The following is a 23,941-nucleotide window of genomic DNA, read 5'->3' as shown; positions in this document are numbered from 1 at the left end:
CTGTGCTGACCGGCATGAATTGGATTCCGACTGGGGTGGGATGGTGACTGCGATCAAGGCAAGCAATTTCGGCGCGCGGGCGACTGCCTCGCTTCTGGCGGGGACGATCCTGTCGGGCATCGCGGCGCCGGCAGACGCGCAGACTGCCGCTCCGGCAGCTGGCGCCAAGCCGCAGGCGGCCGCGGCGGCTCCGGCGGTGCCGCAGGCGGTGGTGCGGACGGTAAAGTCGATCCGCGTCGAAGGGTCGCAGCGTATCGAGCCGGAAACGGTGCTCAGCTACACGCGCCTGCGCGTCGGCGACAGCTATACGCCCGAGACGATCGACCAGACGATCAAGGAACTGATGGCGTCCGAGCTGCTCGCCTATGTGACGGTCGAGGGCGTCGAGAGCGGCGATCTGGTGTTCCGCATTCGCGAAAGTCCGGTGATCAACCGCGTTGTCTTCGAAGGCAACAAGCGGCTGAAGCAGGACAAGATCGACAAGGAAATCAAGCTCAAGCCGCGCCAGATCTTCACCCGCACGGCGGTGCGGGCAGATATCGCCCGCATCATCGAGCTCTATCGCCGTCAGGGCCGCTTCGCTGCGACCGTCGAACCGAAGATGGTCAGCCTCGACCAGAACCGCGTCGACGTGATCTTCGAAGTGCATGAGGGGCCGAAGTCGAAGGTCCGTCAGATCAACATCATCGGCAACCAGGTCTTCTCCGACAAGAAGCTGCGTGCGCAGATGTACACCAAGGTGGCGAGCTTTGCGCATCTGCTCAGCTCGAACACCTCCTATGACCAGGACCGCCTGACCGCCGACCAGTCCAAGCTGCGTCAGTTCTATCTGACCAATGGCTATGCCGACTTCCGCGTGATTTCGGCCGTGGCCGAGCTGACGCCGGACAAGAAGGACTTCATCATCACTTATGTGATCGAGGAAGGTCCCCGCTACAAGTTCGGTCCGGTCACCGTCGACAGCGCGATCCGCGACTTCGACGACAAGAAGCTCGCCTCGGCGCTGTCGATCAAGCAGGGCCAGTGGTATAACGCCAAGGCAGTCGAAGATACGGTCGAGCAGCTGACCGAAACCGCCGGCCTGTTCGGTTATGCCTTTGCCGATGTGCGCCCCGAGTTCCAGCGTGACAAGGACACGCTGACCATGGGGCTGAACTTCCACATCGGCGAGGCGAACCGCACCTATATCGAACGCATCAACATCACCGGCAACCGCCAGACGCAGGACAAGGTGATCCGCCGCGAAATGCGCGTGGCGGAAGGGGATGCGTTCAACACCTTCCTGGTGAAACGGTCGCAGGACCGCATCAACAGCCTTGGCTATTTCCAGGACAAGTTCGAGATCGAGCGCAAGGAAGGTTCCGCGCCCGACCGCATCGTGCTCAACGCCAATGTCGAGGAAAAGCCGAACGGCGAACTCACGCTGTCGGCAGGCTTTTCCAGCCTGGAGCGGTTCCTGCTGCAGGCGTCGATCCGCCAGCGCAACTTCCGCGGCATGGGCCAGACGATCGGCCTTTCGGCGGACTATTCGAGCTATTCGAAGTCGGTCGAGGCGAGCTTCACCGAACCCTATCTGTTCGACAGCAATATCGCGCTGGGTGGCACGATCTTCCGTCGCGATTACAACGCGTTCAACTATCTGGGTACGACTCGGAACACCACCTACAAGCAGGTATCGACCGGCTTTCAGATCGTCGCGGCGCTGCCGATGACCGAATATTGGACGCTGTCCGGGCGCTATTATCTCGCCAAGGACAATGTGACGCTCGATCAGAACACTTTCTACACCAACGGCCAGTGCGATCCGTTCAAGGCGGGCCGCTATTATTGCGAAGCAGTGGGCAACCGCCTGACCTCGCTGGTCGGCCTGTCGCTGATCTATGACAGCCTCAACAGCCGTATTCGGCCGACGCGAGGCCAGCGCCTGTCGTTCAATGCCGATGTCGCCGGCCTGGGCGGCGACGTCCATTATCTGCGCGGCAAGGTGAATGCCGACAAATATTGGGGTCTGGGCAAGGGCTTCGTCTTCTCGCTGAGCGGCGAGGGCGGCTATATCAAGAGCCTGGACGGCAACGATATTCGTATCACCGACCGCTTCATGCTGGGCGAACCGCAGTTCCGTGGCTTCGATATTCGCGGCGTGGGCCCGCGCGTGCAGCGCTACAGCTTCACCGGCGACCCGACCGCGGGCACGCAGATGCTCAACACGAACAAAGACCAGATCATCGACGACGCGCTGGGCGGCAAGGCCTATTACCTGACCAAGGCGGAGCTGGAACTGCCGCTGGGTTCCGGCGCGGCCGAACTGGGCCTGCGTCCGTCGATCTATGTGATGGCCGGTTCGCTGTTCGGCATTCGCCGGCCTGCGACCAATACCTATTTCACCCAGGCGACTGACTCGAACGGCAAGCCGCTGTTCAACAAGGATGGTTCGCCGACGCTTCTGACCAAGCTCACGCCCCAGTTCGATTCGACCGGCGCTCCGCTCTATGTCGTCAGTTCCGGCACGTCGGCCAATCTGACGACGCATTGTAAGGTCGGTTATGCGGCAGGCGCTACGGATCCGTGCGTCGGTACCTCCGTCAATTCGCCATATGTCATTCCGACGTCACCTTTCTACGAAATCTATCGCGACAGCACGGCCTCGCCGCGCATCACCGTGGGCTTCGGGGTGAACTGGAATTCGCCGTTCGGCCCGCTGCGTATCGACGTCGCAAAGGCGCTGGTATCGCAGCCGGGCGACGACAAGAAGCTTGTTACTTTCAACGTAGGGACGCAATTCTGATGATGACCAAGCGTATTTTCGCGGCGGCGCTCGCAGCTTCCGCGTCGATCGTCGCCGTCGCGCCGGCGCACGCCCAGGTGGGCGGCCTCGCGACGGTGAGCCAGATCGAAGTACTCACCCGCTCCAAGGCGTTCACCACCGCCGAAAAGCAGATCGAAACCACCTTCAAGCCGGTGCAGGATCAGATCAAGGCGCGCCAGGACAAGTTCCAGGCCGATGCCAAGGCGCTGATCGCCACCATCGACACCAACAAGGACGGCCAGGTTTCCGAGGAAGAGGAGCAGGCTGCGGCTGCCCGCAAGGATCCGAACTACGCCAAGCTGCTGACGCTGCAGAACCAGGCGAATGAGGACATGCGCAAGCTGCAGATGCCGTCGGTTCTGGCGGAGCTGTTCGCGTTCGAAAAGGTGCTGGCGCTGTATGACGCGGCCCAGATCCAGGTCGTCAATGCGCGCAAGATCAACGTGATCTTGCAGCCGGAAGCGGTGCTCTACGCGCCCGACGCGATCGACATCAGCGACGCGGTGCTGGCGGAGGTGGACAAGACCCCGACCGTTTCGATCACGCCGCCGGCAGACTGGCGCCCGCAGCAGCGGACCGTGCAGTTCCAGCAGCAGGTCAATGAGCTGAAGCGTCGTGCGTACCAGAACGCGCTGGCGCAGGCCCAGGCGCAACAGCAGCAGGGCGCAGCCCCGGCCGCCGGCGCCGCCAAGCCCACGCCGGGGAAGCCCGAGCCGCGATGAGCGAGGGCGAGGCACGGGGCAATATCGGCCCGCTCGATATCGGGCGGGTAATGGCGGCGTTGCCCCACCGCTTTCCGATGCTGCTGGTTGACCGGGTCGAGGAACTCATCCTCGACCAGTCGATCGTCGCGGTAAAGGCCGTGACGATCAACGAAGCGTTTTTCCAGGGGCATTTCCCGGGCCGGCCGATCATGCCGGGTGTGCTGACGGTGGAGGCGCTGGCTCAGGCGGCCGGCGTCCTCGCGGTGGAGTCGCTCGGCCTCGCCGGTTCCGGCAAGCTCGTCTATTTCATGGCGATCGACGGCGTGAAGTTCCGCAAGCCGGTGGAACCCGGTGTGTTGCTGAAGCTGCACGTCGAATTCGTCCAGAAGCGCGCCCGCGTCTGCAAATTCGCGGGCAAGGCGACGATCGACGGTGAAGTGGCGGCGGAATGCGAATTCACTGCCATGATCGCCGATCCGCCTAGCGCCTGACGGCGGCGACGATACACGCATAGTTGCATGGCGCGCGTTGCTCTGCTAGGCGCGCGCGTCCGCTGCCGGTCGGAAACCGGCGGCTTTTTCAAGGAATTCGATGTGAAGCAGAATATCCACCCCGATTACCACATGATCAAGGTGCAGATGACCGACGGCACCGTGTTCGAAACTCGCTCCACCTGGGGCAAGGAAGGCGACACGATGCAGCTCGACATCGATCCGCTGGCGCACCCGGCCTGGACCGGCGGTTCGCAGCGTCTGCTCGATCAGGGTGGCCAGGTCGCACGCTTCAACAAGCGTTTCGGCGGCCTTTCGCTCGGCAAGAAGTAATTTCATCGCGGGCGGGTTGCTTTAACTCGCCTTTAGCGCGCCCAGGCTAGTTTCTTTCCTGCGGGAGCAGGGAAGGGCGAGCATGGGCGCGTCTATTATATCAGGGCCGGCTAATAGTGCGACGCCAGTGTCGGGTGAGTCCGGCGTGGTTCGTCGGACCGACGTCTGTTTAACGCCGCCTGCATGCATTTTCCCGCATCGCCGGCGTGGATCCGGTCTTGCACGCGGTAGCCACCTGCGGCACTCTGTCGGTCCAACAGGCCGGGGAACGGCAATGGTTCGGGCAACGTGCGCGGTTATCCTGTTATGTTGCGTGCCGCTGCGGGCTGCGGCGGCCGACCGTGTGGGTTCCGCGCACGATAGCGCGGCGCATGGCGATGCCGATCCGGCAACCGCCGCGGCTGCCTCTACCGAAACGGCCAAAAGCGCGACTGCGCCCGCTGCAGCGCGGTGGCACGTCGTTACGCTGCGCAGCCCCGCCTTCGATCTGCGCACGGTCGACCGCCAGGCCTGGTCTGCGCCGGTCGACACGGACCTGACGCTCCATCACAGCGAAGCGGTGCCGGTCGAAGCCCACCCGCATGAGGCTGGTCTCGCCGAGGTGCGCGACAGCGCTCGCCAGGCAGTCGACGCCACGCTCGCAGACCACGCCCGCACCGGCCCGCCGCCGAGTGCACTGGATGCGCTGCTGGTGCTCCATCTGGACGGCCAGCCGCATCGCCTGCCCATCGGCCTTGGCGGCGGTGTCGCCGGTGCGGTGTGGGAAGCAAGCGCCAACCGCTGAGGGCGGGCAAGTGGCGGAGAGGGTGGGATTCGAACCCACGGTGAGCTTCCACCCACGGCGGTTTTCAAGACCGCTGCCTTAAACCACTCGGCCACCTCTCCGGATTCGGCCTCGCTAGTCGGTGTCGGGCGGCGGATCAATCCGGATGATGCCGCCGTCTGGCCGATTGTCGCGCAATTTCGTCGTTTTCCGCCTCCCGCGGGGTTTTCGTGACGCGATAGGGCGTGCAAAGGTGCGCGCATGCGGGGTTTGCGTTTCAAGTTCGCCCAGATGGTCGCCCTGGGCCTCTCATTGTCGCTTTCACGTGCTGCCGTCGCGCAGTCTGCGGGGCAGGAGGATGCTGGCTTCCAGACATATCTGCAAAGCCTCGCGCGTGATGCGCGGGCGCAGGGTGTCAGCCAGCGGACGATCGATGCGGTGGTGCCGGGGCTCAGCTTCAACCCCCGGGTTGTGGAGCTCGATCGGCAGCAGCCGGAGAGCCGGCCCAATGCACCGGTGCCGGCATTTGAACCCTATCGCGTCCGCCATGTCGATGCGGATCGCATCAACCGCGGTCGTGCCGCCTACCAGCGCAACCGGGGCCGTCTGGCGGCGATTGAGGCGCAGACGGGTGTGCCCGAATCGATCATGGTTGCCATTTGGGGGCATGAGACCAATTACGGCACGGTGATGGGCGGCTTCGATCTGCCGCGCGCATTGGCCAGCCTGGCCTATGAGGGCCGGCGCCGCGCCCTTTTCGCCGACGAATTCATCGATACGCTGAAGATGATCGATCGCGGCGTCCCGCGCGAAAAGCTGGTGGGCAGCTGGGCGGGGGCGTTTGGCGGTCCGCAATTCCTGCCGAGCGTATATTTGCGACTGGCGCGTGATGGCGATGGCGACGGCGTTGCCGATATCTGGAACAGCGATGCCGATACGCTGGCGTCGATCGGCAATTACTTCGTTAATGCCGGCTGGCGCGCCGGTCAGCCCTGGGGGCTGGCGGTTTCGGTCCCGCCGACTTTCGATCGCAGCGACTTGCGCAGCCGTGTGGTAAGCCCGCGCTGCCCGCGCGTGCACGAGCGGCACAGTCGCTGGCGTACCATCGGAGAGTGGCGAGCACTGGGACTGACGCCGCTTTCGCGCGCCTGGCCGGCGGACAATGTGCAGGCGACTCTGCTCGAGCCGGACGGGCCGGGCAAGACCGCCTATCTGCTAACGGGCAATTATCGCGTCATCCTCGATTATAATTGCTCGAATTTTTACGCTTTGTCGGTAGGCCTGCTTGCCGATGCAGTGGAACGCTAGCCTTATCATCGCCGCCATCGCTCTTGCCGGATGCAGCAAGGGCGAGGTTCGTCCCGAATATGGCATGGTCCCGGCGCCTGCCTATGCCCCCGATCCGCCGCCCGTGCCGGTGCAGGCCGCGCCGCCGCGACGAGCGCCCGATCCTGCAGACCCGACAGCGGGTATGGTGGGGCCGCGCGGCACGTCGCAAAGCGGACCGGGTGAGCCGCGCTATGATGCGGTCGGCTATGCCGGGATGCGCGGCGTCGACGGCGGCGGTACCCGCGAAGCGGCGGTGCTGGCGATTCACCCGAGCCTGCCGGCGAACAGCTATGTTGAAGTGACCGCACTCGACAGCGGCAAGACGATATTGGTGCTGGTGACCGGCAAGGGCGATACGGGCGGCGATGTGATCGAGCTGTCTGGCGGTGCTGTCCGTCAGCTTGGCCATGACGGCAGTCAGCCGATCCCGGTGCGGGTCCGCCTGGTCAATCCTCCGCCACAGGATCAGGCGGCATTGCGCGCCGGGGGGGCTGCGGATGCGCGGGTAGACGCGCCGGAGTCGCTGTTGCGCGCGCTGCGGAAGCAATTGCCGCCGCTGCCGGCGGCCGCGCGGACGCCGCCTGTCTCGAATCCCGACCGTACCGTTGTGCTCCGCACGCCGCCGGCGCCCGTGCGTGGGCGTTCGCCCGCGCCCAAACCGCCTGTTCATGCGGTCGCCGTGGTCGCGCATGGCAGATACCTGGTGCAGGTCGCCGCACTTTCTTCATCTTCGCGTGCACAGGCGCTTGCCCAAAGGCTTGGCGGGTCCGTAAAGGCGGGGGGCGGACTGTACCGCGTTCAGCTTGGGCCGTTCGCCACCAATGGCGAGGCGCAGGCGGCGAAGGCACGGGCCGCCCGGGCGGGATATGGAGATGCGCGCATACTCCCGGTCCGGTAGGGGATTATCACGCGTTCTGGACCGTATCGTATGAAGAAGCTCGCCGCCGTTTCGTTCCTGGCGCTCGCCATCGCCGCTCCCGTTCAGGCCGCCGGACCCGATTTCCCGACGCCTGCGCCGATCGCGTACATGGAAGACATGTCCTCGGGCGCGATCCTGTTCGCCAAGGATGCGGATCGCAAGATGCCGCCGGCATCGATGGCGAAGATGATGACGGTCTATGTCGCGTTCGACCTGATCAAGAAGGGGCAGCTCAAGCTCGACCAGAAGATCGAGGTGCGGCCCGAGACCTGGAAGAAATGGCATTCGCAGGGCTCCACCATGTTCCTCGGCGTCGGCGAGCAGCCGACCGTGGCGGACCTGCTCAAGGGTATTGTCACGCTCTCCGGCAACGACGCTTGTGTGGTGCTGGCCGAAGGCATTGCCGGTACCGAGGAAGGCTTCGTCAACCTGATGAACGATCGGGCGAAGAAGATCGGCCTCACCAACAGCCATTTCGGCACGTCGAACGGCTGGCCGGACGAGGGCCGCACCTATGTGACCGCACGCGATCTGGCGCATCTCGCGGCCGCGACGATCCGCGACTTCCCCGATCTCTACAAGCAATTCTACTCGCTGCCTACCTTCAGCTGGGGCAAGACGCTGGGCGCCGGTGCTGACATTACTCAGGCCAACCGCGACCCGCTGCTCGGCAAGGTACCGGGCGCCGACGGCCTCAAGACCGGCCATACCGAAGAAGCGGGCTATGGCTTCACCGGCTCGGCCGAGCAGAATGGCCGCCGGCTCGTGATGGTGATCGCCGGGCTCGACACGTATAGCGGCCGCGCCGATGAGTCGGTGCGCTTCATGCGCTGGGGCTTTGCCGCCTGGAGCACCAAGCCGGTGGTGGCGAAGGGCAAGGTGGTTGGCGACGTTCAGGTGCAGGGCGGCGATGCCAGTCATGTCGCGGTGGTGGCGCCGAACAACCTCAACATCACGCTGCCGTCCGGGCTGAACCCCAAGCTGACCGGCAAGATCGTCTATCAGGGACCGGTCAAGGCCGGGTTCCACAAGGGCGACCATATCGCCGACCTGATCATCGAAGGCGAAGGCATGCCGCAGCAGGTGCTGCCGCTGGTCGCGGCCGAGGATGTCGGCCAGGCCGGTTTCTTCCGCCGTGCCTGGGTTGGCCTGTTGTCGCTGGTGGGCCTCGCCTGACCGGCTTGCCCCGGGCGCCGGGCCGGGGGATAGTGGCACCATGACCGCTTTTGTCGGCAACCGTTCCGCGCGCGACGCGCTCGCCGCTGCCATGGCGAGCGGCGCGCTCCACCACGCCTGGCTGATCGCCGGACCTGAGGGGGTGGGGAAGGGGACATTCGCCCGTATCGCCGCCGCGCGGATGCTCGCGGAGGCCGGTGAGCCAGACCGGTTGATGCCCGGCTGGGACGTACCCGCCTCCACCCGCACAGCGGCGCTGATCGCCGCGGGCAGCCATCCCGACCTGAAGGTGCTGGCGCGGCTGCCCAAGGACGTCGACAAACCCGATGAGGCGCTGGCGCGTTCGATCACTATCGCGCAGGTCCGCTCGCTTCAGCCGCTCTTCGCGACCAAGCCTTCACTGGGGCCGCGGCGGGTGGTGGTGATCGATGCGATCGACGACCTCGAGCGGGCCGGTGCCAACGCGCTGCTCAAGAATCTCGAGGAGCCTCCGGCAGGCACGATCTTCCTGCTGGTGAGCCACGCGCCTGGCCGGTTGCTGCCGACGATCCGCTCGCGCTGCCGCCTGCTCCGCTTCGATCCGCTGTCGGATGATGAGGCCAGGGCCGTGCTTCAGGCACAGCTTCCCGAAGCTAGTGCTGCAGAGATTGCCGCACTGGTGCGTGCAGGCGAAGGGGCGCCGGGCCGCGCATTGCGGTTTGCCGGGCTCGACCTGTCGGCGCTCGAGGCGGATATGGCGGCGCTTGCCGATGGCGGTGATCGGGATAACGCAATCCGCAGCAGGCTGGCGCGTAGCCTGGGCAGCAAGGCGGCGCAGCAGCGTTACGAGGCTTTTCTGGAGCGAGCGCCCAGTTTCATCGCTGCCCGTGCGAAGCAGCTGCAGGGGGAAACACTGCGCTCGGCTCTCGATGCCTATGCTGCGGCACGCGAGCTGGGCGGTGCAGCGTTGGGCCTGTCACTCGACGCGGGCGCCACTGTGTTCGAAATGGCAGGAATCCTGACGCGGCTGGCGGCCCGCTAAGCGTACAGGTTGCCCCGTGCTGCGCCGCATCCTAAAGCGCGGGCATGGCTGACCCCTTCTATATCACCACCGCGATCCACTATCCCAACGGCAAGCCACATATCGGCCATGCCTATGAGATGATCGCCGCCGACGCGATCGCCCGCTTCCAGCGGCAGCAGGGTCGCGACGTATTCTTCCAGACCGGCACCGACGAGCATGGCCTCAAGATGGTGCAGACGGCCCGTGGCCGCGGCATGACGGCGCGCGAGCTTGCCGACGAAATGTCGAACTATTTCCGTGTTATGGCGGAGAAACTCGATATTTCGTGCGATCGGTTTATTCGCACTTCGGAGCCCGATCATTATCGTGCCAGTCAGGCGATCTGGGAGAAGATGGCCGCCAAGGGCGACCTGTATCTCGATCGCTACGAGGGCTGGTACTCGGTTCGCGACGAGGCCTTCTACGAAGAGAAGGAACTGGTCGAAGGGGAAGGGGGGCAGAAGCTCTCACCCCAGGGCACGCCGGTGGAATGGACCAAGGAAGAGACCTGGTTTTTCCGCTTGTCCAAATATCAGCAGCCGTTGCTCGACTTCTACGCCGCCAACCCGGACTTCATCCGCCCGGAAACGCGCCGTAACGAGGTGCTGCGCTTCGTCGAGGGCGGGCTTGTCGATCTCTCCGTCAGCCGCACCAGCTTCGACTGGGGCGTACCGGTGCCGGGTTCGCCCGGCCATGTGATGTATGTCTGGGTCGATGCGCTGACCAACTATCTGACCGGTGCCGGCTATCCCGACGATGCCGAGCGGCTGGCGCGCTACTGGCCGGCGGACCTGCACCTGATCGGCAAGGACATCGTCCGCTTTCACACCGTCTACTGGCCGGCCTTCCTGATGTCCGCCGACATCGCGCTGCCGAAACAGGTGTTCGGCCACGGCTTCCTGCTCAACCGGGGGGAAAAGATGTCGAAGTCGGTCGGCAATGTCGTCGATCCGATGGAACTGGCCGAAACCTATGGCGTCGATGCGCTGCGCTATTTCCTGCTGCGCGACGTCAGCTTCGGGCAGGACGGCACGTTCAGCGACGAGGCGATCGTCACTCGTGCCAATGCCGATCTCTCGAACAGCTTCGGCAATCTGGCGCAGCGCACGCTGAGCTTCATTGCCAAGAATTGCGAGGGCGCGGTGCAGGCCGGACGCGCCGACGATGCCGATGCGGTGCTGCTGACCGAAGTCGACACCGCCTGTGCCGCCTTCACCCGCGCCTTTCAGGACCTTGCGCTCAGCCAGGGCGTTGAGGCGTGGATGACCGGCGTGTTCGCCTGCAACCAGTATATCGACGCGCAGGCGCCGTGGACGCTCCGCAAGACCGATCCGGAGCGGATGCACGCGGTTTTGGGCACGCTGCTCAAGGCGATCCGGCGTCTTGGCGTCACGATCGCGCCGGTGGTGCCGACCTCAGCCGCCAAACTGCTCGCGCAGCTGGGGCCGGACGGCGATGCGGACTTCCGGATCGCGCCACCGACGCCGATCTTCCCGCGCCTTGAACTACAGGCTTCCGAGGACGCATGAAGCTCGCCGACAGCCATTGCCACCTGATCTACAAGGGTCTGGGCGAGCAGCAGCCCGAGGTGCTGGCGCGCGCCCGCGACGCCGGCGTGGTCGCGATGCTCAACATCTCGACGCGCGAGAATGAGTGGGACGACGTTATCGCCGTCGCCGAACGCGAGGCGGATGTGTGGGCGAGCGTGGGCGTCCATCCGCATGAGGCGGACACGCATCCCCATGTCGACACCGCCAAGCTGGTCGAGCGGGCGCGGCATCCGCGTGTGGTCGGCATCGGCGAGAGCGGGCTCGACTATTATTACGACCATAGCGACCGCGATCGCCAGCGGGCGAGTTTCCGCGCACATCTGGCGGCATCCCGCGAAACGCAGCTCCCGATCATCGTGCACACCCGCGATGCCGAGGCCGACACCGCCGAAATCCTGCGCGACGAAATGGGGAAGGGGCCCTTCCCCGGGGTGATCCATTGCTTCACCGCCAGCCGCGAATTTGCCGAGGTGGCGCTGGAACTTGGCTTCTACATTTCGATTTCCGGTATCGTGACCTTCAAGAACGCCAAGGACCTGCAGGAAACCGCGGCAGCGCTGCCGCTCGAACGGCTGCTGATCGAGACTGACGCGCCATTCCTTGCTCCCGTGCCGCACCGGGGCAAGACCGGCGAGCCGGCCTTTGTCGCCGATACCTGCCGTTTCCTGGCGGGTCTGCGCGGCGAGAGCCCGGAGGCACTGGCGGAGGCAACACGCGCCAATTTCCACCGCCTGTTCGCCAAGACGCTGGCCTGAACGGATCGGGGAGCGGCTTTTGCTGAAGGTCCGTATCCTCGGTTCCGGTACCTCCTCCGGCGTCCCGCGCATCGGCAATGACTGGGGGGCGTGTGATCCTGCAAATCCGCGCAACCGCCGTACCCGTGCCTCGGTACTGATCCAGAGCGCAACGACGACGATCCTGGTCGACACCAGCCCCGACATGCGCGAGCAATTGCTCGCAGCCGGCATTGCGGACGTCGACGCAGTGCTCTGGACGCACGACCATGCCGACCATTGCCACGGCATCGACGATCTGCGGCAAGTGATGCATGCCCGCGAAGGCAAACCGGTGCCGGGCTATGCCCGCCCTTTCACGCTCGAACAGCTCGGCAAGAGGTTCCCTTATATCTTTGAGGGAAGGGGGAAATTTTACCCTCCGGTGGTCAGCATCGCGCCGATGGCGGATCATTTCGTCATCGGCGACATTACCGTCCGCGTCGTCGATCAGCCGCACGGCGGCATCACATCTGCTGGTCTCCGTTTTGAGAGTAACGGAAAATCAATCGGTTACGCTACAGACTTCCATGAAATGACGAACCCGATGCTGGCCTTGTATAAGGGCCTGGACCTGTGGGTGGTCGATGCCTTGCGGAGAACGCCGCATCCGACGCATCCGCATCTGGCGGCCGTACTCGAATGGATCGTTGCCTGTGCGCCGCGCCGTTCGGTGCTCGTTCATATGGACAATAGCATGGACTATGCCGAGCTCGCGGCAGTGTTGCCGGAGGGGGTTGAGCCGGGCTTTGATGGCCTTGAGGCATGGGCATGAGCGGTTTGGACTCGTTTGACGGCATCAATCTGATCTGGCTCGTCGGTGGCCTGGTGCTCGTCGTCAGCGCGCTGGCGACGCGGCGCATTGCGTTTGGCGTGCTGCTACGTGCGGCTCTTGGTTGGGCCGCGATCGGGGTGCTGGCGGTATTTGCGGTGGCGCATCGCTATGAGCTTCAAGCAGTTGCGACTGCGGTCACTTCGCGGCTGGGCATCGATGACCAGTTCGTCGAGGGCGGCGTTGTGCGTATCCGGATGAGCCCGGACGGGCATTTTTGGGCGCGTGTGTCGCTCAACGGCGTCGAGCGGCGCATGCTGATTGACAGCGGCGCCACGATAACGGCCATTTCGCCCGAGACTGCGGCTGCCGCGCACCTGCAGGTCGGCGGTGGGCTGCCTGCAATCATCGAGACTGCCAATGGCAGCGTCACGGCGCATCGCTCGATCGTGGACCGGGTACGCATCGGTTCGCTCGGCACGCACGATCTTGGCGTCGTTGTGTCGCCGAACTTCGGCGATCTCGATGTCCTTGGTATGAATTTCCTCTCGCGGCTGCATAGCTGGCGTGTGGAGAACAATGTGCTGGTGCTGGAGCCTCGGGCTAAATCCGGTACGGGCAACGATGCCGGAAAACGGGGTGACAGCGACCTCGCCGCCTGATCGTGAATTTTACATAATGTATATTATCATTCCTATGGGCGCGTTGGCGCCGCAGGTAACCCGCGTTTTCCCCCTGGGCACAGCGTCGGGATAAAAACGCCACTTGAAAAGCGCGTTGCGGCCAATCTTTCACTAAAGTAGATCGCACTTCGCAGATCGCCGTTAGTGCTGAGTGCGGGTCAGAACCGTGCGGCGTCCGTTTGGTGAACTTTCTAGTTCGGGGTGCAACGGCGTGAGCAAAGCTTTTCCTTCGTTCCGGTTTCTGGCGCCGTTGGCGCTCGCGGCAGCCATGGCAGCGCCTGCCGATGCGGCCGCTGCCCCGTGCAAGGTCGGTATGATCGCGCAGTTGGCCGTGACCATGCAAGGTCTGCGGGCGATTGTTGAAACCAAGATCAACGGCCAGTCTGCGCCTTTCATTCTCGACAGCGGCGCGTTTTACAGCACGATTTCACCGCCGGTGGCCAAGGCGATGCATTTGCCGGCACAGCCGCTTCCGCCTGGCTTCACGGTCCGCGGGATCGGTGGTGTAGCCGAAAGCTGGGCCACGACCGTCCGCCATTTCGAACTCGCCGGTGTCGACATCCCCAATGTTCAGTTCATCGTCGGCGGCAGCGATGTGGGTCAGACGGGTGTTCTGGGGCAGAATGTGCTCGGCCTCGCCGATGTCGAATATGATCTTCCCGGCGGCGCCGTGCGGCTGTTTCGTCCGCAGGGATGTGGGAAGCTCGCCATGGCCTATTGGACCGATGGCAAGCCCTTCTTCGAACTGCCGATCGAGGACAAGGACACTTCCAGAAGCCACACCGTCGGCGAAGTCATGCTGGAAGGGGCGAAAATGCGCGCCGTGTTCGATACGGGCGCGCCAACGACAGTCGTGTCGTTGCGCGCCGCGGCGCGGGCCGGCGTGAAGCCGGGCGATCCGGGTGTTGAGGAAGCTGGCTGGTCCTCCGGGCTCGGCAAGCATGTCGTTCGCGGGTGGATCGCCACATTCAAGGTACTCGAAGTGGGCAATGAAGAGTTGCACAATGTGCGGCTCCACATTTCCGATCTGGGCGGGTTGGATACCGACATGCTGATCGGTGCCGACTATTTCATTTCGCACCGCGTCTTCGTCTCGAACGCCCAGCGGCGCATGTATTTCACCTATACTGGTGGACGGCTGTTCAGCTCGGCCGCGCATGTGGACGCGAAGAGCGAGATTGCTGCGCAGGGGGCGCCGGAAGCGGCTCCGAAGGACGCGGAGGGCTTTAGCCAGCGCGGGGCAATGTACCAGACGCAGAACGACCTGCCCCATGCGATCGAAGCCTTCACCAAGGCGATCGAGCTGGCGCCGAAGGAGCCGCGCTATTCCCGCCAGCGGGCCTTTGCCTATCTGGCGCAGCGGCGCCCGATCCTCGCGCTCGATGACCTCAATACCACGCTCTCGCTCGATCCGGCCGACACGCGGGCGCGGTTGGTCCGCGCCGAGATTCGGCTGCGGGCGGGCAATCCGGCAGGTGCCGTCGCCGATCTTGATGATGTTTCGGGACGGCTCCCGCGCGAGGATGCCGAGCGGTTGCGGGTGGCGCAGCTTTATTCGTCCGCGGACGCCTTCCCCGCAGCCATTGCGCAATTTGATCTGTGGCTAGCCGTGCGCCATCAAGATGCGCATCAGAGCTCGGGCCAGAACGGTCGCTGCTGGGCGCGTGCGCTCGCCAATATTGAGCTCGATCAGGCAAAGCGGGATTGCGACGCCGCCGTACGTGCCATCCCGAATAATCCCAATTTCCTCGACAGCCGCGCGCTGGTGGCCTTCCGGCGCGGCGACTATTCCGGGGCAGTTACTGACTATAGTGCCGCGCTTGCTATCAATCCGCGGATGGCGTGGGGACTGTACTGCCGCGGCCTTGCGGAGCGACACCTCGGCAAGACTGCTGACGCGGATCGGGATATCGCCGCCGCGACGGCGCTTGAGCCCAAGGTCGCCGCTCGCGCACAGCGTTATCACCTGGAGTGAACGCCAGCTAGGTAGTTTCCCGGTGGCATACATTATGCCGCGCGCAACCCTGGCGGTTCATGCAGGAATGCCAATGCCCGAAGGAAGCAGGCTGCCCGCGTGGATATTTCGCTCCAGAACACCATTCTAGAGCTCGTCGCCAAAGGCGTCGATTTGACCTCGGTGGCGGATCGCTTGTGCCGCGAGGTGGAAGTGCGGGCTCCGGACGTGATCTGTTCGGTGATGCGCGTCGACGTTGCCGGTCGTTTGCATCCGATTGCAGCCCCAAAGCTGCCGGAACATTATATGCGTGCCATCGACGGGTTGATGAGCGGGCCGAAAGTGGGTTCCTGCGGTGCGGCAGCCTTCCATGGCGAGCCGTTCATCGCCGAAGACATCGCGACCCACCCCAACTGGATCAAGTTCCGCGATCTGGCGTTGCCGATCGGATTACGCGCATGCTGGTCGAACCCGATCAAGAATGGGCGCGGTGAAGTAGTCGGCGTGTTCGCGCTCTATTACCGGGTGCCCCGCGGGCCGACGCCACTGGAACGCCGCATCATTCAGGTTTGCCTTCACCTCGGTGCCATCGCGATCGAGCATGATATATGGCGCGCGAAGCAGTTGCGGCGCGGTTTGCAGGACGGATTGACCGGTCTGCCCAACCGGGCGGCGTTCAACACGTCCGTTAGCGAATTGGATTGCAGCGAGGCAGGCGCCTGGGGCCTGATCCTGGTCGATCTGGATAACCTCAAGATTGTCAATGACACTTTTGGCCACGTCGCCGGAGATTCGCTGATCGTCCACGCCGCACGGCGCATCGCTGAAACCGTTGCACCGGATCGCACCTACCGTCTTGGCGGAGATGAGTTTGCGGTGCTGGTCCAAAGCGCTGACGCGGTTGCCGATCTTGCTGGCACTGCCAATCGCGTACTTGCGGCGGTGGCGGAGCCCATTCACGAAGGCGAGCGTAACCTGCTCCCCCGTGCGACGGCGGGAGGCGCGACAGTCGAACTGGGCGATACGCCCGACCAGGTGCGCCAGAATGCCGATCTCGCACTCTATCATGCCAAAGAAACCAGCCGGGGCGCGTTCGTCCACTTCTGGCGAGGGATCGCCACACGCATGGCCCGCCGGCTGGACGCAATCTCTTCCGTGGAGCGGGCTTTGGCGGAGGGGCGGCTCCTCCCCTATTATCAGCCGATCTTCGATTTGCGCAGCCGTGAAATCCTGGGCTTCGAGGCGCTGTGTCGGATGAAGGCCGCCGACCGTATCGTCCCGGCAGCCGAGTTTTTCGAAGCGACGACGGACGGACAGGTTGCCGGCGCGATCAGCGAAAGGATGCTGGACCTTGTCGCGCGGGATATGCGTCGCTGGTGCGACATGGGGATCGCGCCGAGGCACGTCGCGATGAACTTCGCGTCGGGCGACTTTCATGGCGAACGGTTGCGCGAGATCATTCCGGCCGCGCTCCGGCGGCATGGCGTACCCCTCCACCAGCTATCGTTGGAAGTCACCGAGAGCGTCTATCTGGGCCAGCGCGAAAGCGTGGTCGTCGATACGCTGCGTTGGTTCCGCGCACAGGGGCTTACTGTCGCGTTAGACGATTTCGGCACCGGCTATGCTTCGCTGACACATCTGCTTTCCATGCCCGTCGACTTCCTGAAGATTGACAAGGCGTTCGTCGATGGCCTGGTCGATTCCGGTCCGGGGCGCGCGATCGTAGAGGGGCTGGTGCATATCGCCCGTGAGCTGCAGATCCGCGTGATCGCAGAAGGCGTGGAGAGCGAAATGCAGGCAGATCTGCTCCGCGGACTCGGCTGCGCCTACGGACAAGGGCATCTTTTCTCGCCCGCGGTGTCGGCAGAGCGGGCAACCCAGTTGCTGCTGGACGCTACCATCCCGCCTGCCCTCGGCCGTGCAGCCGCCGGCTAGACCCCTTCCCCGTTACAGATGGCGCTTGTCGAGCTTGCGGGCGAGCGTACGGCGGTGCAGGCCCAGCCGTCGCGCCGCTTCGGATAGATTGTAGTTCGTATCCTCCAGCGTCTGGTGGATATGCTCCCACTCCAGCGTCTTGATGGAAGTCGGCCTGGCCTTCAGTTCGGTTTCGGCGTCGCCATCGACGCGCTCGAACGCGGCCTCGATGTCGTCCGTATTGGCCGGCTTCATCAGATAGTTGGTCGCGCCCAGCTTGATCGCTTCAACGGCCGTACTGATACTCGCGAAACCGGTTAGGACGACGATGCGCACCGCCGGATCGAGCTCGTGCAGCAATTTCACACAGCTAAGCCCGGAGGTGCCGCCGAGCCGCAGATCGACGACCGCCCGTGTCGGCGCGAACCGCTGGGCGGTTTCCTCCAGTCCATCGGGGCCGTGCAGCATCTCCACGGCATAGCCGCGGCGCTCGAACGAGCGGCCGAGCGTGCGCGCGAAAACGGCATCATCCTCGATGATAAGAAGCTTTTCGCTCATGCATCATCCTTTTCGAGCGCCAGAGCCGTAATCGGGACGCGCAGACGAACTTCTGCTCCGCCGGTGTCGGGATTGCGTGCCTCTAGCGTTCCTCCCAGCGTGCGCAGTACATTATGGGCGAGGAAGAGGCCCAGCCCCGCCCCCTGCCGCTGCTTGCTGCTATTATAGGGATGGCCGAGCCGCGGCAGAACCGTTTCGGGAAAGCCGCGACCGTCATCCCGCACGGTGAGTAAGAGCAACTCCCCTTCCCGGGCGACGACCAAACCGATGCGGGTGGCGCCAGCTTCGATTGCGTTGTCGAGCAGATTGACCACTGACTGGGCGAGCGCCCGATCGGCGACAATCGGCAGTTCTGCACCGATCCGGTAATCGAGCGTGACTGTGTCGTTGCGCGGCCAGGCTTCCAGCAGCCCGGTGACGAAACGGCGCAGTGTGGTTCGTTCGGGCGCTTCGCCGCTGACTTCTCCGGCCGCAAACAGGATACCGGCGACGATCGCCTTGCAGCGCGCGACCTCAGCCTGCATGTCAGCGACCTCGCCGGCCAGCTGTGGATCGGCCGCCACCTTCGCATCCGCGCGCCAATCACCCAATGCGACGGACAACGATGCCAGCGGGGTGCCGAGTTCGTGGGCGGCGCCGCTGGCTAGGAGACCCATGCGAACGATATGTTCTTCCTCGGCGGCGCGTTGTCGCAATTCGGCGAGGCGCTCGTCGCGGTCGCGCAAATTGCGTGCGATGCGGGTTACGAATTGCACGAGCAGCGCCGCCGTCAGCGTGTAGTTGAACCACAGCGCGAAGATGAAGGGGCCGGACAGCGTGCTGTGGATCGGCTGCGGCAATGCCAGCGGCCGATGCGCCAGCGCCAGCATCGCAACGGCAGCGCTGGTGAGCACGACCAGCCCCCAGCTCGACGTCGTATCGAGCAGCACGGCACCGAGCACGACCTGCAGCAGATAGAGCGACACAAAGGGGTTGGTGGCCCCGCCGCTGAGGTACAGGAGCACCGTGAGGCAGGCGACATCGACCAGCAGCCCGGCCAGCACTTGCCGGTTCGTCGCCGGACGCAGCGCGCGTGCCGGGAACATGACGAGGTTGAGCGCGATCAGCACGCCCACCGTGGCGAGCATCGGCACCAGCGGCAGCACCACGCCCAGCAGCAGATGCGCAACCAGGATGGTGGTCAGCTGCCCCGCCACTGCCAGCCATCGCAGCTGCACCAGCAGCAACAGGTTGCGCCGGGCTGCATCCTCCGGTGCGAAGGCCGTCATTCGCCGGCTCCGCTCCGCCATATCTGCACCGCAAACCAGCCGACCATCCCCGCCAGCGCAAACCAGGTCAGCGCATAGACAAGGTGGTTGTTGGGAAACCGCACCACGGTCATGCCGCCGCGGGGCCAGCCATCGCCCTGCCGGTCGGCGTCGATGAAATAGGGCGCAAGCGGCGAAAGCCCCTGCCCCATCGCCTGCACATCGCGCGAGAACCAGCGGTTCGCCCCGGGATCATTGCGGCGAAGAAAGCCGCCCCCGGGTTCGGTGAGGCGCAAAAGACCCGTGACGGTCACGGTCTGCGGGGGCTGGCTGCGGCAGGCGGGCAGCTGCTGCCCCTCGGGCAGGAAACCGCGATTGACGAGGACGGTGAAGCCGCTGTTCGCCACCAGAGGTGTCATCACCCATTTGCCGGAGCCGAGATCGGTAACGGCCTGCGACAATTTCGTCCGGCAGGGAAGGAAATGGCCGGTGACGCGCAGCTTGCGATAGGTGGCGTCGGTGCCGATGGCGTGCCATTCGGCCGGTCCGGGGGCGGGAACCGGCGCCATCGCCAGCCCCCGCTCAACCCGTTCGATCAGTGCGAGCTTCCATGTCCGCCGCTCGACCTGCCAGATGCCGAGACCTGCCAGCAATGCGATCAGCGGGATGAGCGCGATCGCGAACAGCGGACGGGAAGCGCGCCGGGTCACATGCCCGCGGTGCCCGGGGCCATCCCCGGCATCATGTTGAGGTTCATGTTGTACATGACCCACAGCGAGCCCGTCAGCGCGATCACGACGATGATGACCGTGAAGATCAGCGCCATCAGCGTCCAGCCCTGCTCGGACTTGCTGTTCATGTGGAGGAAATAGACCATGTGGACGACGATCTGAACCATCGCGAAGACCATGCAGATCCCCGCCGCCAGGTTCTTGTCGCTGATCCAGCCGCCCATCACGATCCCGAACGGAATCGCGGTCAGCACAACCGAAAGCAGGAAGCCGGTGATGTAGCCGCCGCGCGTGGAGTGCGGGGCGCCATGATCGTGATGGTCATGGTCGTGGTGGCCGGCGTGGCCGTGGGTATCCGCGCTCATCGCATGGCTCCAAGCAGGTAAACGAAGGTGAACACGCCGATCCAGACCACGTCGAGGAAGTGCCAGAACAGCGACAGGCATTGCAGGCGGCGCACATTTGCCGGGATCAGCCCCTTTTGCGCGACCTGCACCATCAGGGTGAACAGCCAGATCAGGCCGAAGGTGACGTGCAGACCGTGCGTGCCGACCAGCGTGAAGAAGGACGACAGGAACGCCGAGCGCCACGGACCCGCACCCTCATGGATGAGGTTCGAGAATTCGTAGAGCTCGATGCCCAGAAAGGCAGCGCCGAACAATGCGGTCAGGAGCAGCCAGGCCTGCACGGCACCCTGGCGCTTCTCCTGCATCGCGATCATCGCGAAGCCATAGGTGATCGACGAGAACAGCAGCATCGCCGTGTTCACCGCGACCAGCGGCAGCTCGAACAGTTCGTGCGCCGTCGGGCCGCCGGCATAGCTGCCTCCATAGACGCCCCATGCCGCGAACAGCATCGCGAAAATGAGGCAGTCGCTCATCAGGTACATCCAGAAGCCGAGCATGGTGCTGCCGCCGGCGTCGTGATGATGTTCCTCGGTCTGGTAGAAGACGGGCGTTTCGCCCGTATGTACGGTCGTTGCGCTCATCGCGTCATGCTCCCAGCCGCGCGAGCACCTGGGTGCGCGCATTCTCGGTTTCGGTCACTTCTTCTGCAGGGATGTAGAAGTCGCGATTATAGTTGAAGGTGTGGATGATCGCAGCGGCCACCAGCCCGACGAACGATGCCGCCGCCAGCCACCAGATGTACCAGATCATCGCCATACCGAACACCAGCGAGAAGCCCGCCAGAATGATGCCAGCGCCGGTGTTCTTCGGCATGTGGATCGGCTGGAAGCCATCCACCGGGCGCACCGCACCATGCGATTTCATGTCGTACCAGGCATCCAGATCGTGGATGATCGGCGTGAACGCGAAATTATAGTCCGGCGGCGGCGACGAGGTCGACCATTCCAGCGTGCGGGCGTTCCAGGGATCGCCGCTTTCGTCCTTCAGCGCCTCGCGATTGCGGATGCTGACGAAGATCTGGAGCAGGAAGGCCGCGATGCCGACGGCGATGATCGCGGCGCCAATGGCAGCGATCACGAACCAGATCTGCAGGCTGGGGTCTTCGAAATGGCGCAGACGGCGGGTGACGCCCATCAGGCCCAGGATGTAGAGCGGCATGAACGCCACCCAGAAGCCGATGACCCAGCACCAGAAGGACACCAGGCCCCACTTCTTGTCGAGCTTGAAGCCGAACGCCTTGGGCCACCAGTAGTTGATGCCGGCGAACAGGCCGAACAGCACGCCGCCGATGATCACGTTGTGGAAGTGCGCGACCAGGAACAGCGAGTTGTGCAGCACGAAGTCGGCCGGCGGCACCGCCAGCAGCACGCCCGTCATGCCGCCGATCACGAAGGTCAGCATGAACGCGACCGTCCACATCATCGGCAGTTCGAAGCGGATGCGGCCCTTGTACATGGTGAACAGCCAGTTGAAGATCTTCGCACCCGTCGGGATCGAGATGATCATCGTGGTGATGCCGAAGAAGCTGTTCACGCTCGCGCCCGAGCCCATCGTGAAGAAGTGATGGAGCCAGACGAGGTACGACAGGATGGTGATGACCAGCACGGCGTAGACCATCGAGGTATAGCCGAACAGGCGCTTGCCCGAGAAGGTCGCGGTGACTTCGGAGAAGATGCCGAACACCGGCAGGACCAGGATGTACACCTCCGGGTGGCCCCAGATCCAGATCATGTTCACGTACATCATCGGGTTGCCGCCGGCGGTGTTCGTGAAGAAGTGCGTGCCGACATAGCGGTCGAGGCTGAGCAGTGCGAGCACGGCGGTCAGCACCGGGAAGGCAGCGACGATCAGGATGTTGGTGGCAAGCGCGGTCCAGGTGAAGACCGGCATCTTCATCAGGCTCATGCCCGGCGCACGCATCTTGACGATGGTGGCGATCAGGTTGACGCCCGAGAGCAAGGTGCCGACACCCGCGATCTGCAGCGACCAGACATAATAGTCGACGCCCACGTCCGGCGAGTAATCCAGGCCCGACAGCGGCGCCATCGCCAGCCAGCCGGTCCGCGCGAACTCACCGATGAACAGGCTGGCCATCACGATCGCCGCACCCGCCGCCGTCATCCAGAAGCTGAAATTGTTCAGGAACGGGAAGCTGACGTCGCGCGCACCGATCTGCAGCGGCACCACATAGTTCATCAGGCCGGTGACGAACGGCATCGCCACGAAGAAGATCATGATCACGCCGTGGGCGGTGAAGATCTGGTCGTAATGGTGCGAATTGAGGTACCCCTCGTTCGCGCCGAACGCCATTGCCTGTTGCAGGCGCATCATGATCGCGTCGGCAAAGCCGCGCAGCAGCATCACCAGGCCCAGCACCATGTACATGATGCCGATGCGCTTGTGATCGACCGTGGTGAACCACTCCTTCCAGAGATAGCCCCACAGGCGGAAATAGGTGAGCGCGCCCACCAGGGCGACGCCGCCGAGCGCCACGACGCAGAAGGTCGCGACGACGATCGGCTCATGCAACGGCAGGCTCTCGAGAGAGAGCCGACCGAAGATCATTTTGATCAATGTGTCAGACATGGGGGTGCTCAGGCCTTGTGCTCGCCCGCGCGGCCGGGAAGCGCCGGCTGGTCGAGGCTCGTCATATTGCGGTTCGAATCCGATCCGGGCGCGGATTTGCCTTCGGGCTCGCCGTGCGGATGGGTCATGTGCGGGCTGTCGTGCATCTCGTGCGGGCCCTGCATGATGGCGCCCTTCGCGCCTTCGCCGGCCTTGTCGTTTACCGGCGGGGCCATTTCATGGGCACCTGCATCATGGTGCATCATCTGGGTGGTGCACACGCTGCCCGGCTTCACGCACATCTGGACGATCCGGTCGAACAGGCCGCCTTCGACAGTGCCATATTCGGTCGCCGGCACCTTCTCGCTCGGCTTTTCGAGCTGGAGATAGGTTGCCGCATCGAGCTTCTGGCTCGCGCCCTTTGCCTTCTGGACCCACTGGGCGAAACCGGCATCGTCGGTCGCGATGGTCGGGAAACGCATGTCGGAGAAGCCGGCGCCGCTATAGTTCGCGCTCACGCCCTGGAACTTGCCTGCCTTGTTCATCACCGCATGAAGCTTCGTCTCCATGCCCGGCATCGTATAGACCATGCCTGCCATCGCCGGCACGTAGAAGGTGTTCATCACGCTCGACGAGGTCATGCGGAAACGGACCTGGCGGTTGGTCGGCAGCACCAGCTCGTTGACGGTCGCCACGCCCTGTTCGGGGTAGATGAACAGCCACTTCCAGTCGAGCGACACCACCTGGATCTCCAGCGGCTTGTCGTTTGCGGCGATCGGCTTGCCCGGCGCGATGCGGTCGAGCGGCCGGTACGGATCGAGCTTGTGCGTCGCGAGCCAGGTGAGCGCGCCCAGTGCGATGATGATCAGCAGCGGCGCCGACCAGATCACCAGCTCGATGCGGGTCGAGTGGTCCCAATCGGGCTTGTACTCGGCATACTGGTTGCTCGCGCGATACTTGAACGCGAAAACGACCGTGAGGATCATCACCGGAATGATGATCAGCAGCATCAGGAAGGTCGACCAGAGGATCAGGTCGGCCTGTTGACGCGCGATATCGCCCGACGGGTTCATCACGACGAGATTGCATCCGCCGAGCAGCATCGGCGCCGCGACAGTGGCGATGCGCGCCATCGTGCTGCGGGCAGCACCATGGGCAAAAGAGAGGGGTCCAGACATAGCGCTCGCGAGTTAGAGTCGTTTGTGCGGGTGCGAAATAGGACAA

Annotated in this window: 22 protein-coding genes and 1 tRNA gene; 15 read left to right on the top strand and 8 right to left on the bottom strand. The window is 64.1% G+C overall.

The features are described from left to right. Positions 1-40 precede the first annotated feature (40 nt). The 5 genes from bamA (at position 41) to ACT53K_RS06980 (ending at position 5,118) form a co-directional block, all read left to right on the top strand. Positions 41-2,785, top strand: a complete 2,745-nt coding sequence (gene bamA / locus ACT53K_RS07000) for an outer membrane protein assembly factor BamA (protein WP_476227845.1) — start codon at positions 41-43, stop codon at positions 2,783-2,785. Continuing rightward, a complete protein-coding gene (locus tag ACT53K_RS06995; protein WP_476227844.1) occupies positions 2,785-3,528 on the top strand; it encodes an OmpH family outer membrane protein in 744 nt (247 codons plus the stop codon). Before bamA ends, ACT53K_RS06995 begins: the two co-directional genes overlap by 1 nt. Continuing rightward, positions 3,525-4,001 carry a 3-hydroxyacyl-ACP dehydratase FabZ gene (gene fabZ / locus ACT53K_RS06990; RefSeq protein ID WP_476227843.1) on the top strand — a complete coding sequence of 159 codons (477 nt, stop codon included), beginning with the start codon at positions 3,525-3,527 and terminating at the stop codon, positions 3,999-4,001. The genes ACT53K_RS06995 and fabZ overlap by 4 nt, the downstream gene beginning before the upstream one ends. 102 nt (positions 4,002-4,103) lie before the next feature. Then, positions 4,104-4,334 (top strand): 50S ribosomal protein L31, encoded by a 231-nt coding sequence (gene rpmE / locus ACT53K_RS06985; RefSeq protein ID WP_476227999.1) that lies wholly within the window; start codon positions 4,104-4,106, stop codon positions 4,332-4,334. 274 nt (positions 4,335-4,608) lie between these two features. After that, a complete protein-coding gene (locus ACT53K_RS06980; protein ID WP_476227842.1) occupies positions 4,609-5,118 on the top strand; it encodes a hypothetical protein in 510 nt (169 codons plus the stop codon). Between the two features lie 11 nt (positions 5,119-5,129). Here the strand turns inward: ACT53K_RS06980 and ACT53K_RS06975 are convergent. Beyond that, positions 5,130-5,219: transfer RNA gene (locus ACT53K_RS06975), tRNA-Ser, on the bottom strand. A 169-nt stretch (positions 5,220-5,388) separates the two neighbouring features. On the opposite strand from ACT53K_RS06975, the gene ACT53K_RS06970 reads away from it, so the two are divergent. From ACT53K_RS06970 to ACT53K_RS06925, 10 genes are all read left to right on the top strand, one after another. Further along, positions 5,389-6,405 (top strand): lytic murein transglycosylase, encoded by a 1,017-nt coding sequence (locus tag ACT53K_RS06970; protein ID WP_476227998.1) that lies wholly within the window; start codon positions 5,389-5,391, stop codon positions 6,403-6,405. Next, positions 6,389-7,324 carry an SPOR domain-containing protein gene (locus ACT53K_RS06965; RefSeq protein ID WP_476227841.1) on the top strand — a complete coding sequence of 312 codons (936 nt, stop codon included), beginning with the start codon at positions 6,389-6,391 and terminating at the stop codon, positions 7,322-7,324. The genes ACT53K_RS06970 and ACT53K_RS06965 overlap by 17 nt, the downstream gene beginning before the upstream one ends. Positions 7,325-7,354: 30 nt before the next feature. Next, positions 7,355-8,521, top strand: a complete 1,167-nt coding sequence (locus ACT53K_RS06960) for a D-alanyl-D-alanine carboxypeptidase family protein (RefSeq protein ID WP_476227840.1) — start codon at positions 7,355-7,357, stop codon at positions 8,519-8,521. Between the two features lie 40 nt (positions 8,522-8,561). Next, entirely contained in the window at positions 8,562-9,542 is a 981-nt protein-coding gene (locus ACT53K_RS06955) for an AAA family ATPase (protein WP_476227839.1), read from the top strand. Positions 9,543-9,586: 44 nt separating this feature from the next. Beyond that, positions 9,587-11,092 carry a methionine--tRNA ligase gene (gene metG, locus ACT53K_RS06950; RefSeq protein ID WP_476227838.1) on the top strand — a complete coding sequence of 502 codons (1,506 nt, stop codon included), beginning with the start codon at positions 9,587-9,589 and terminating at the stop codon, positions 11,090-11,092. Continuing rightward, entirely contained in the window at positions 11,089-11,868 is a 780-nt protein-coding gene (locus tag ACT53K_RS06945) for a TatD family hydrolase (RefSeq protein ID WP_476227837.1), read from the top strand. The genes metG and ACT53K_RS06945 overlap by 4 nt, the downstream gene beginning before the upstream one ends. 22 nt (positions 11,869-11,890) lie before the next feature. Next, a complete protein-coding gene (locus ACT53K_RS06940) occupies positions 11,891-12,661 on the top strand; it encodes an MBL fold metallo-hydrolase (protein ID WP_476227997.1) in 771 nt (256 codons plus the stop codon). Beyond that, a complete protein-coding gene (locus ACT53K_RS06935; RefSeq protein ID WP_476227836.1) occupies positions 12,658-13,320 on the top strand; it encodes a retropepsin-like aspartic protease family protein in 663 nt (220 codons plus the stop codon). Before ACT53K_RS06940 ends, ACT53K_RS06935 begins: the two co-directional genes overlap by 4 nt. A 232-nt stretch (positions 13,321-13,552) precedes the next feature. After that, positions 13,553-15,316, top strand: coding sequence for an aspartyl protease family protein (locus tag ACT53K_RS06930; RefSeq protein WP_476227835.1), 1,764 nt, complete (start codon positions 13,553-13,555; stop codon positions 15,314-15,316). 99 nt (positions 15,317-15,415) lie between these two features. Continuing rightward, positions 15,416-17,230: a putative bifunctional diguanylate cyclase/phosphodiesterase gene (locus ACT53K_RS06925; RefSeq protein WP_476227834.1), complete on the top strand. Its 1,815-nt coding sequence runs from the start codon at positions 15,416-15,418 to the stop codon at positions 17,228-17,230. 12 nt (positions 17,231-17,242) lie between these two features. Here ACT53K_RS06925 and ACT53K_RS06920 read toward each other — a convergent pair whose 3' ends face one another. The 7 genes from ACT53K_RS06920 to cyoA are packed head-to-tail and all read right to left on the bottom strand — an operon-like array spanning position 17,243 to position 23,850. Further along, positions 17,243-17,767, bottom strand: a complete 525-nt coding sequence (locus ACT53K_RS06920; RefSeq protein ID WP_476227833.1) for a response regulator transcription factor — start codon at positions 17,765-17,767, stop codon at positions 17,243-17,245. Then, entirely contained in the window at positions 17,764-19,035 is a 1,272-nt protein-coding gene (locus ACT53K_RS06915) for an ATP-binding protein (protein WP_476227832.1), read from the bottom strand. The genes ACT53K_RS06920 and ACT53K_RS06915 overlap by 4 nt, the downstream gene beginning before the upstream one ends. Beyond that, the gene (locus tag ACT53K_RS06910) at positions 19,032-19,724 is read right to left on the bottom strand and encodes an SURF1 family protein (RefSeq protein WP_476227831.1); all 693 of its coding nucleotides are present in this window, start codon (positions 19,722-19,724) and stop codon (positions 19,032-19,034) included. Before ACT53K_RS06910 ends, ACT53K_RS06915 begins: the two co-directional genes overlap by 4 nt. Beyond that, positions 19,721-20,110 carry a cytochrome o ubiquinol oxidase subunit IV gene (gene cyoD / locus ACT53K_RS06905; protein WP_476227830.1) on the bottom strand — a complete coding sequence of 130 codons (390 nt, stop codon included), beginning with the start codon at positions 20,108-20,110 and terminating at the stop codon, positions 19,721-19,723. Before cyoD ends, ACT53K_RS06910 begins: the two co-directional genes overlap by 4 nt. After that, on the bottom strand, positions 20,107-20,733 hold the full coding sequence (cyoC, locus tag ACT53K_RS06900; RefSeq protein ID WP_476227829.1) for a cytochrome o ubiquinol oxidase subunit III: 627 nt from the start codon (positions 20,731-20,733) through the stop codon (positions 20,107-20,109). The genes cyoD and cyoC overlap by 4 nt, the downstream gene beginning before the upstream one ends. A 4-nt stretch (positions 20,734-20,737) precedes the next feature. Next, positions 20,738-22,738 (bottom strand): cytochrome o ubiquinol oxidase subunit I, encoded by a 2,001-nt coding sequence (gene cyoB / locus ACT53K_RS06895; RefSeq protein WP_476227828.1) that lies wholly within the window; start codon positions 22,736-22,738, stop codon positions 20,738-20,740. An 8-nt stretch (positions 22,739-22,746) separates the two neighbouring features. After that, positions 22,747-23,850, bottom strand: coding sequence for a ubiquinol oxidase subunit II (cyoA, locus tag ACT53K_RS06890; RefSeq protein WP_476227996.1), 1,104 nt, complete (start codon positions 23,848-23,850; stop codon positions 22,747-22,749). Between the last annotated feature and the right edge of the window lie 91 nt (positions 23,851-23,941).

It is taken from the genome of Sphingomonas sp. DMC8 (genome assembly GCF_056314185.1).
This window is presented reverse-complemented; position numbering and strand designations above follow the sequence as displayed.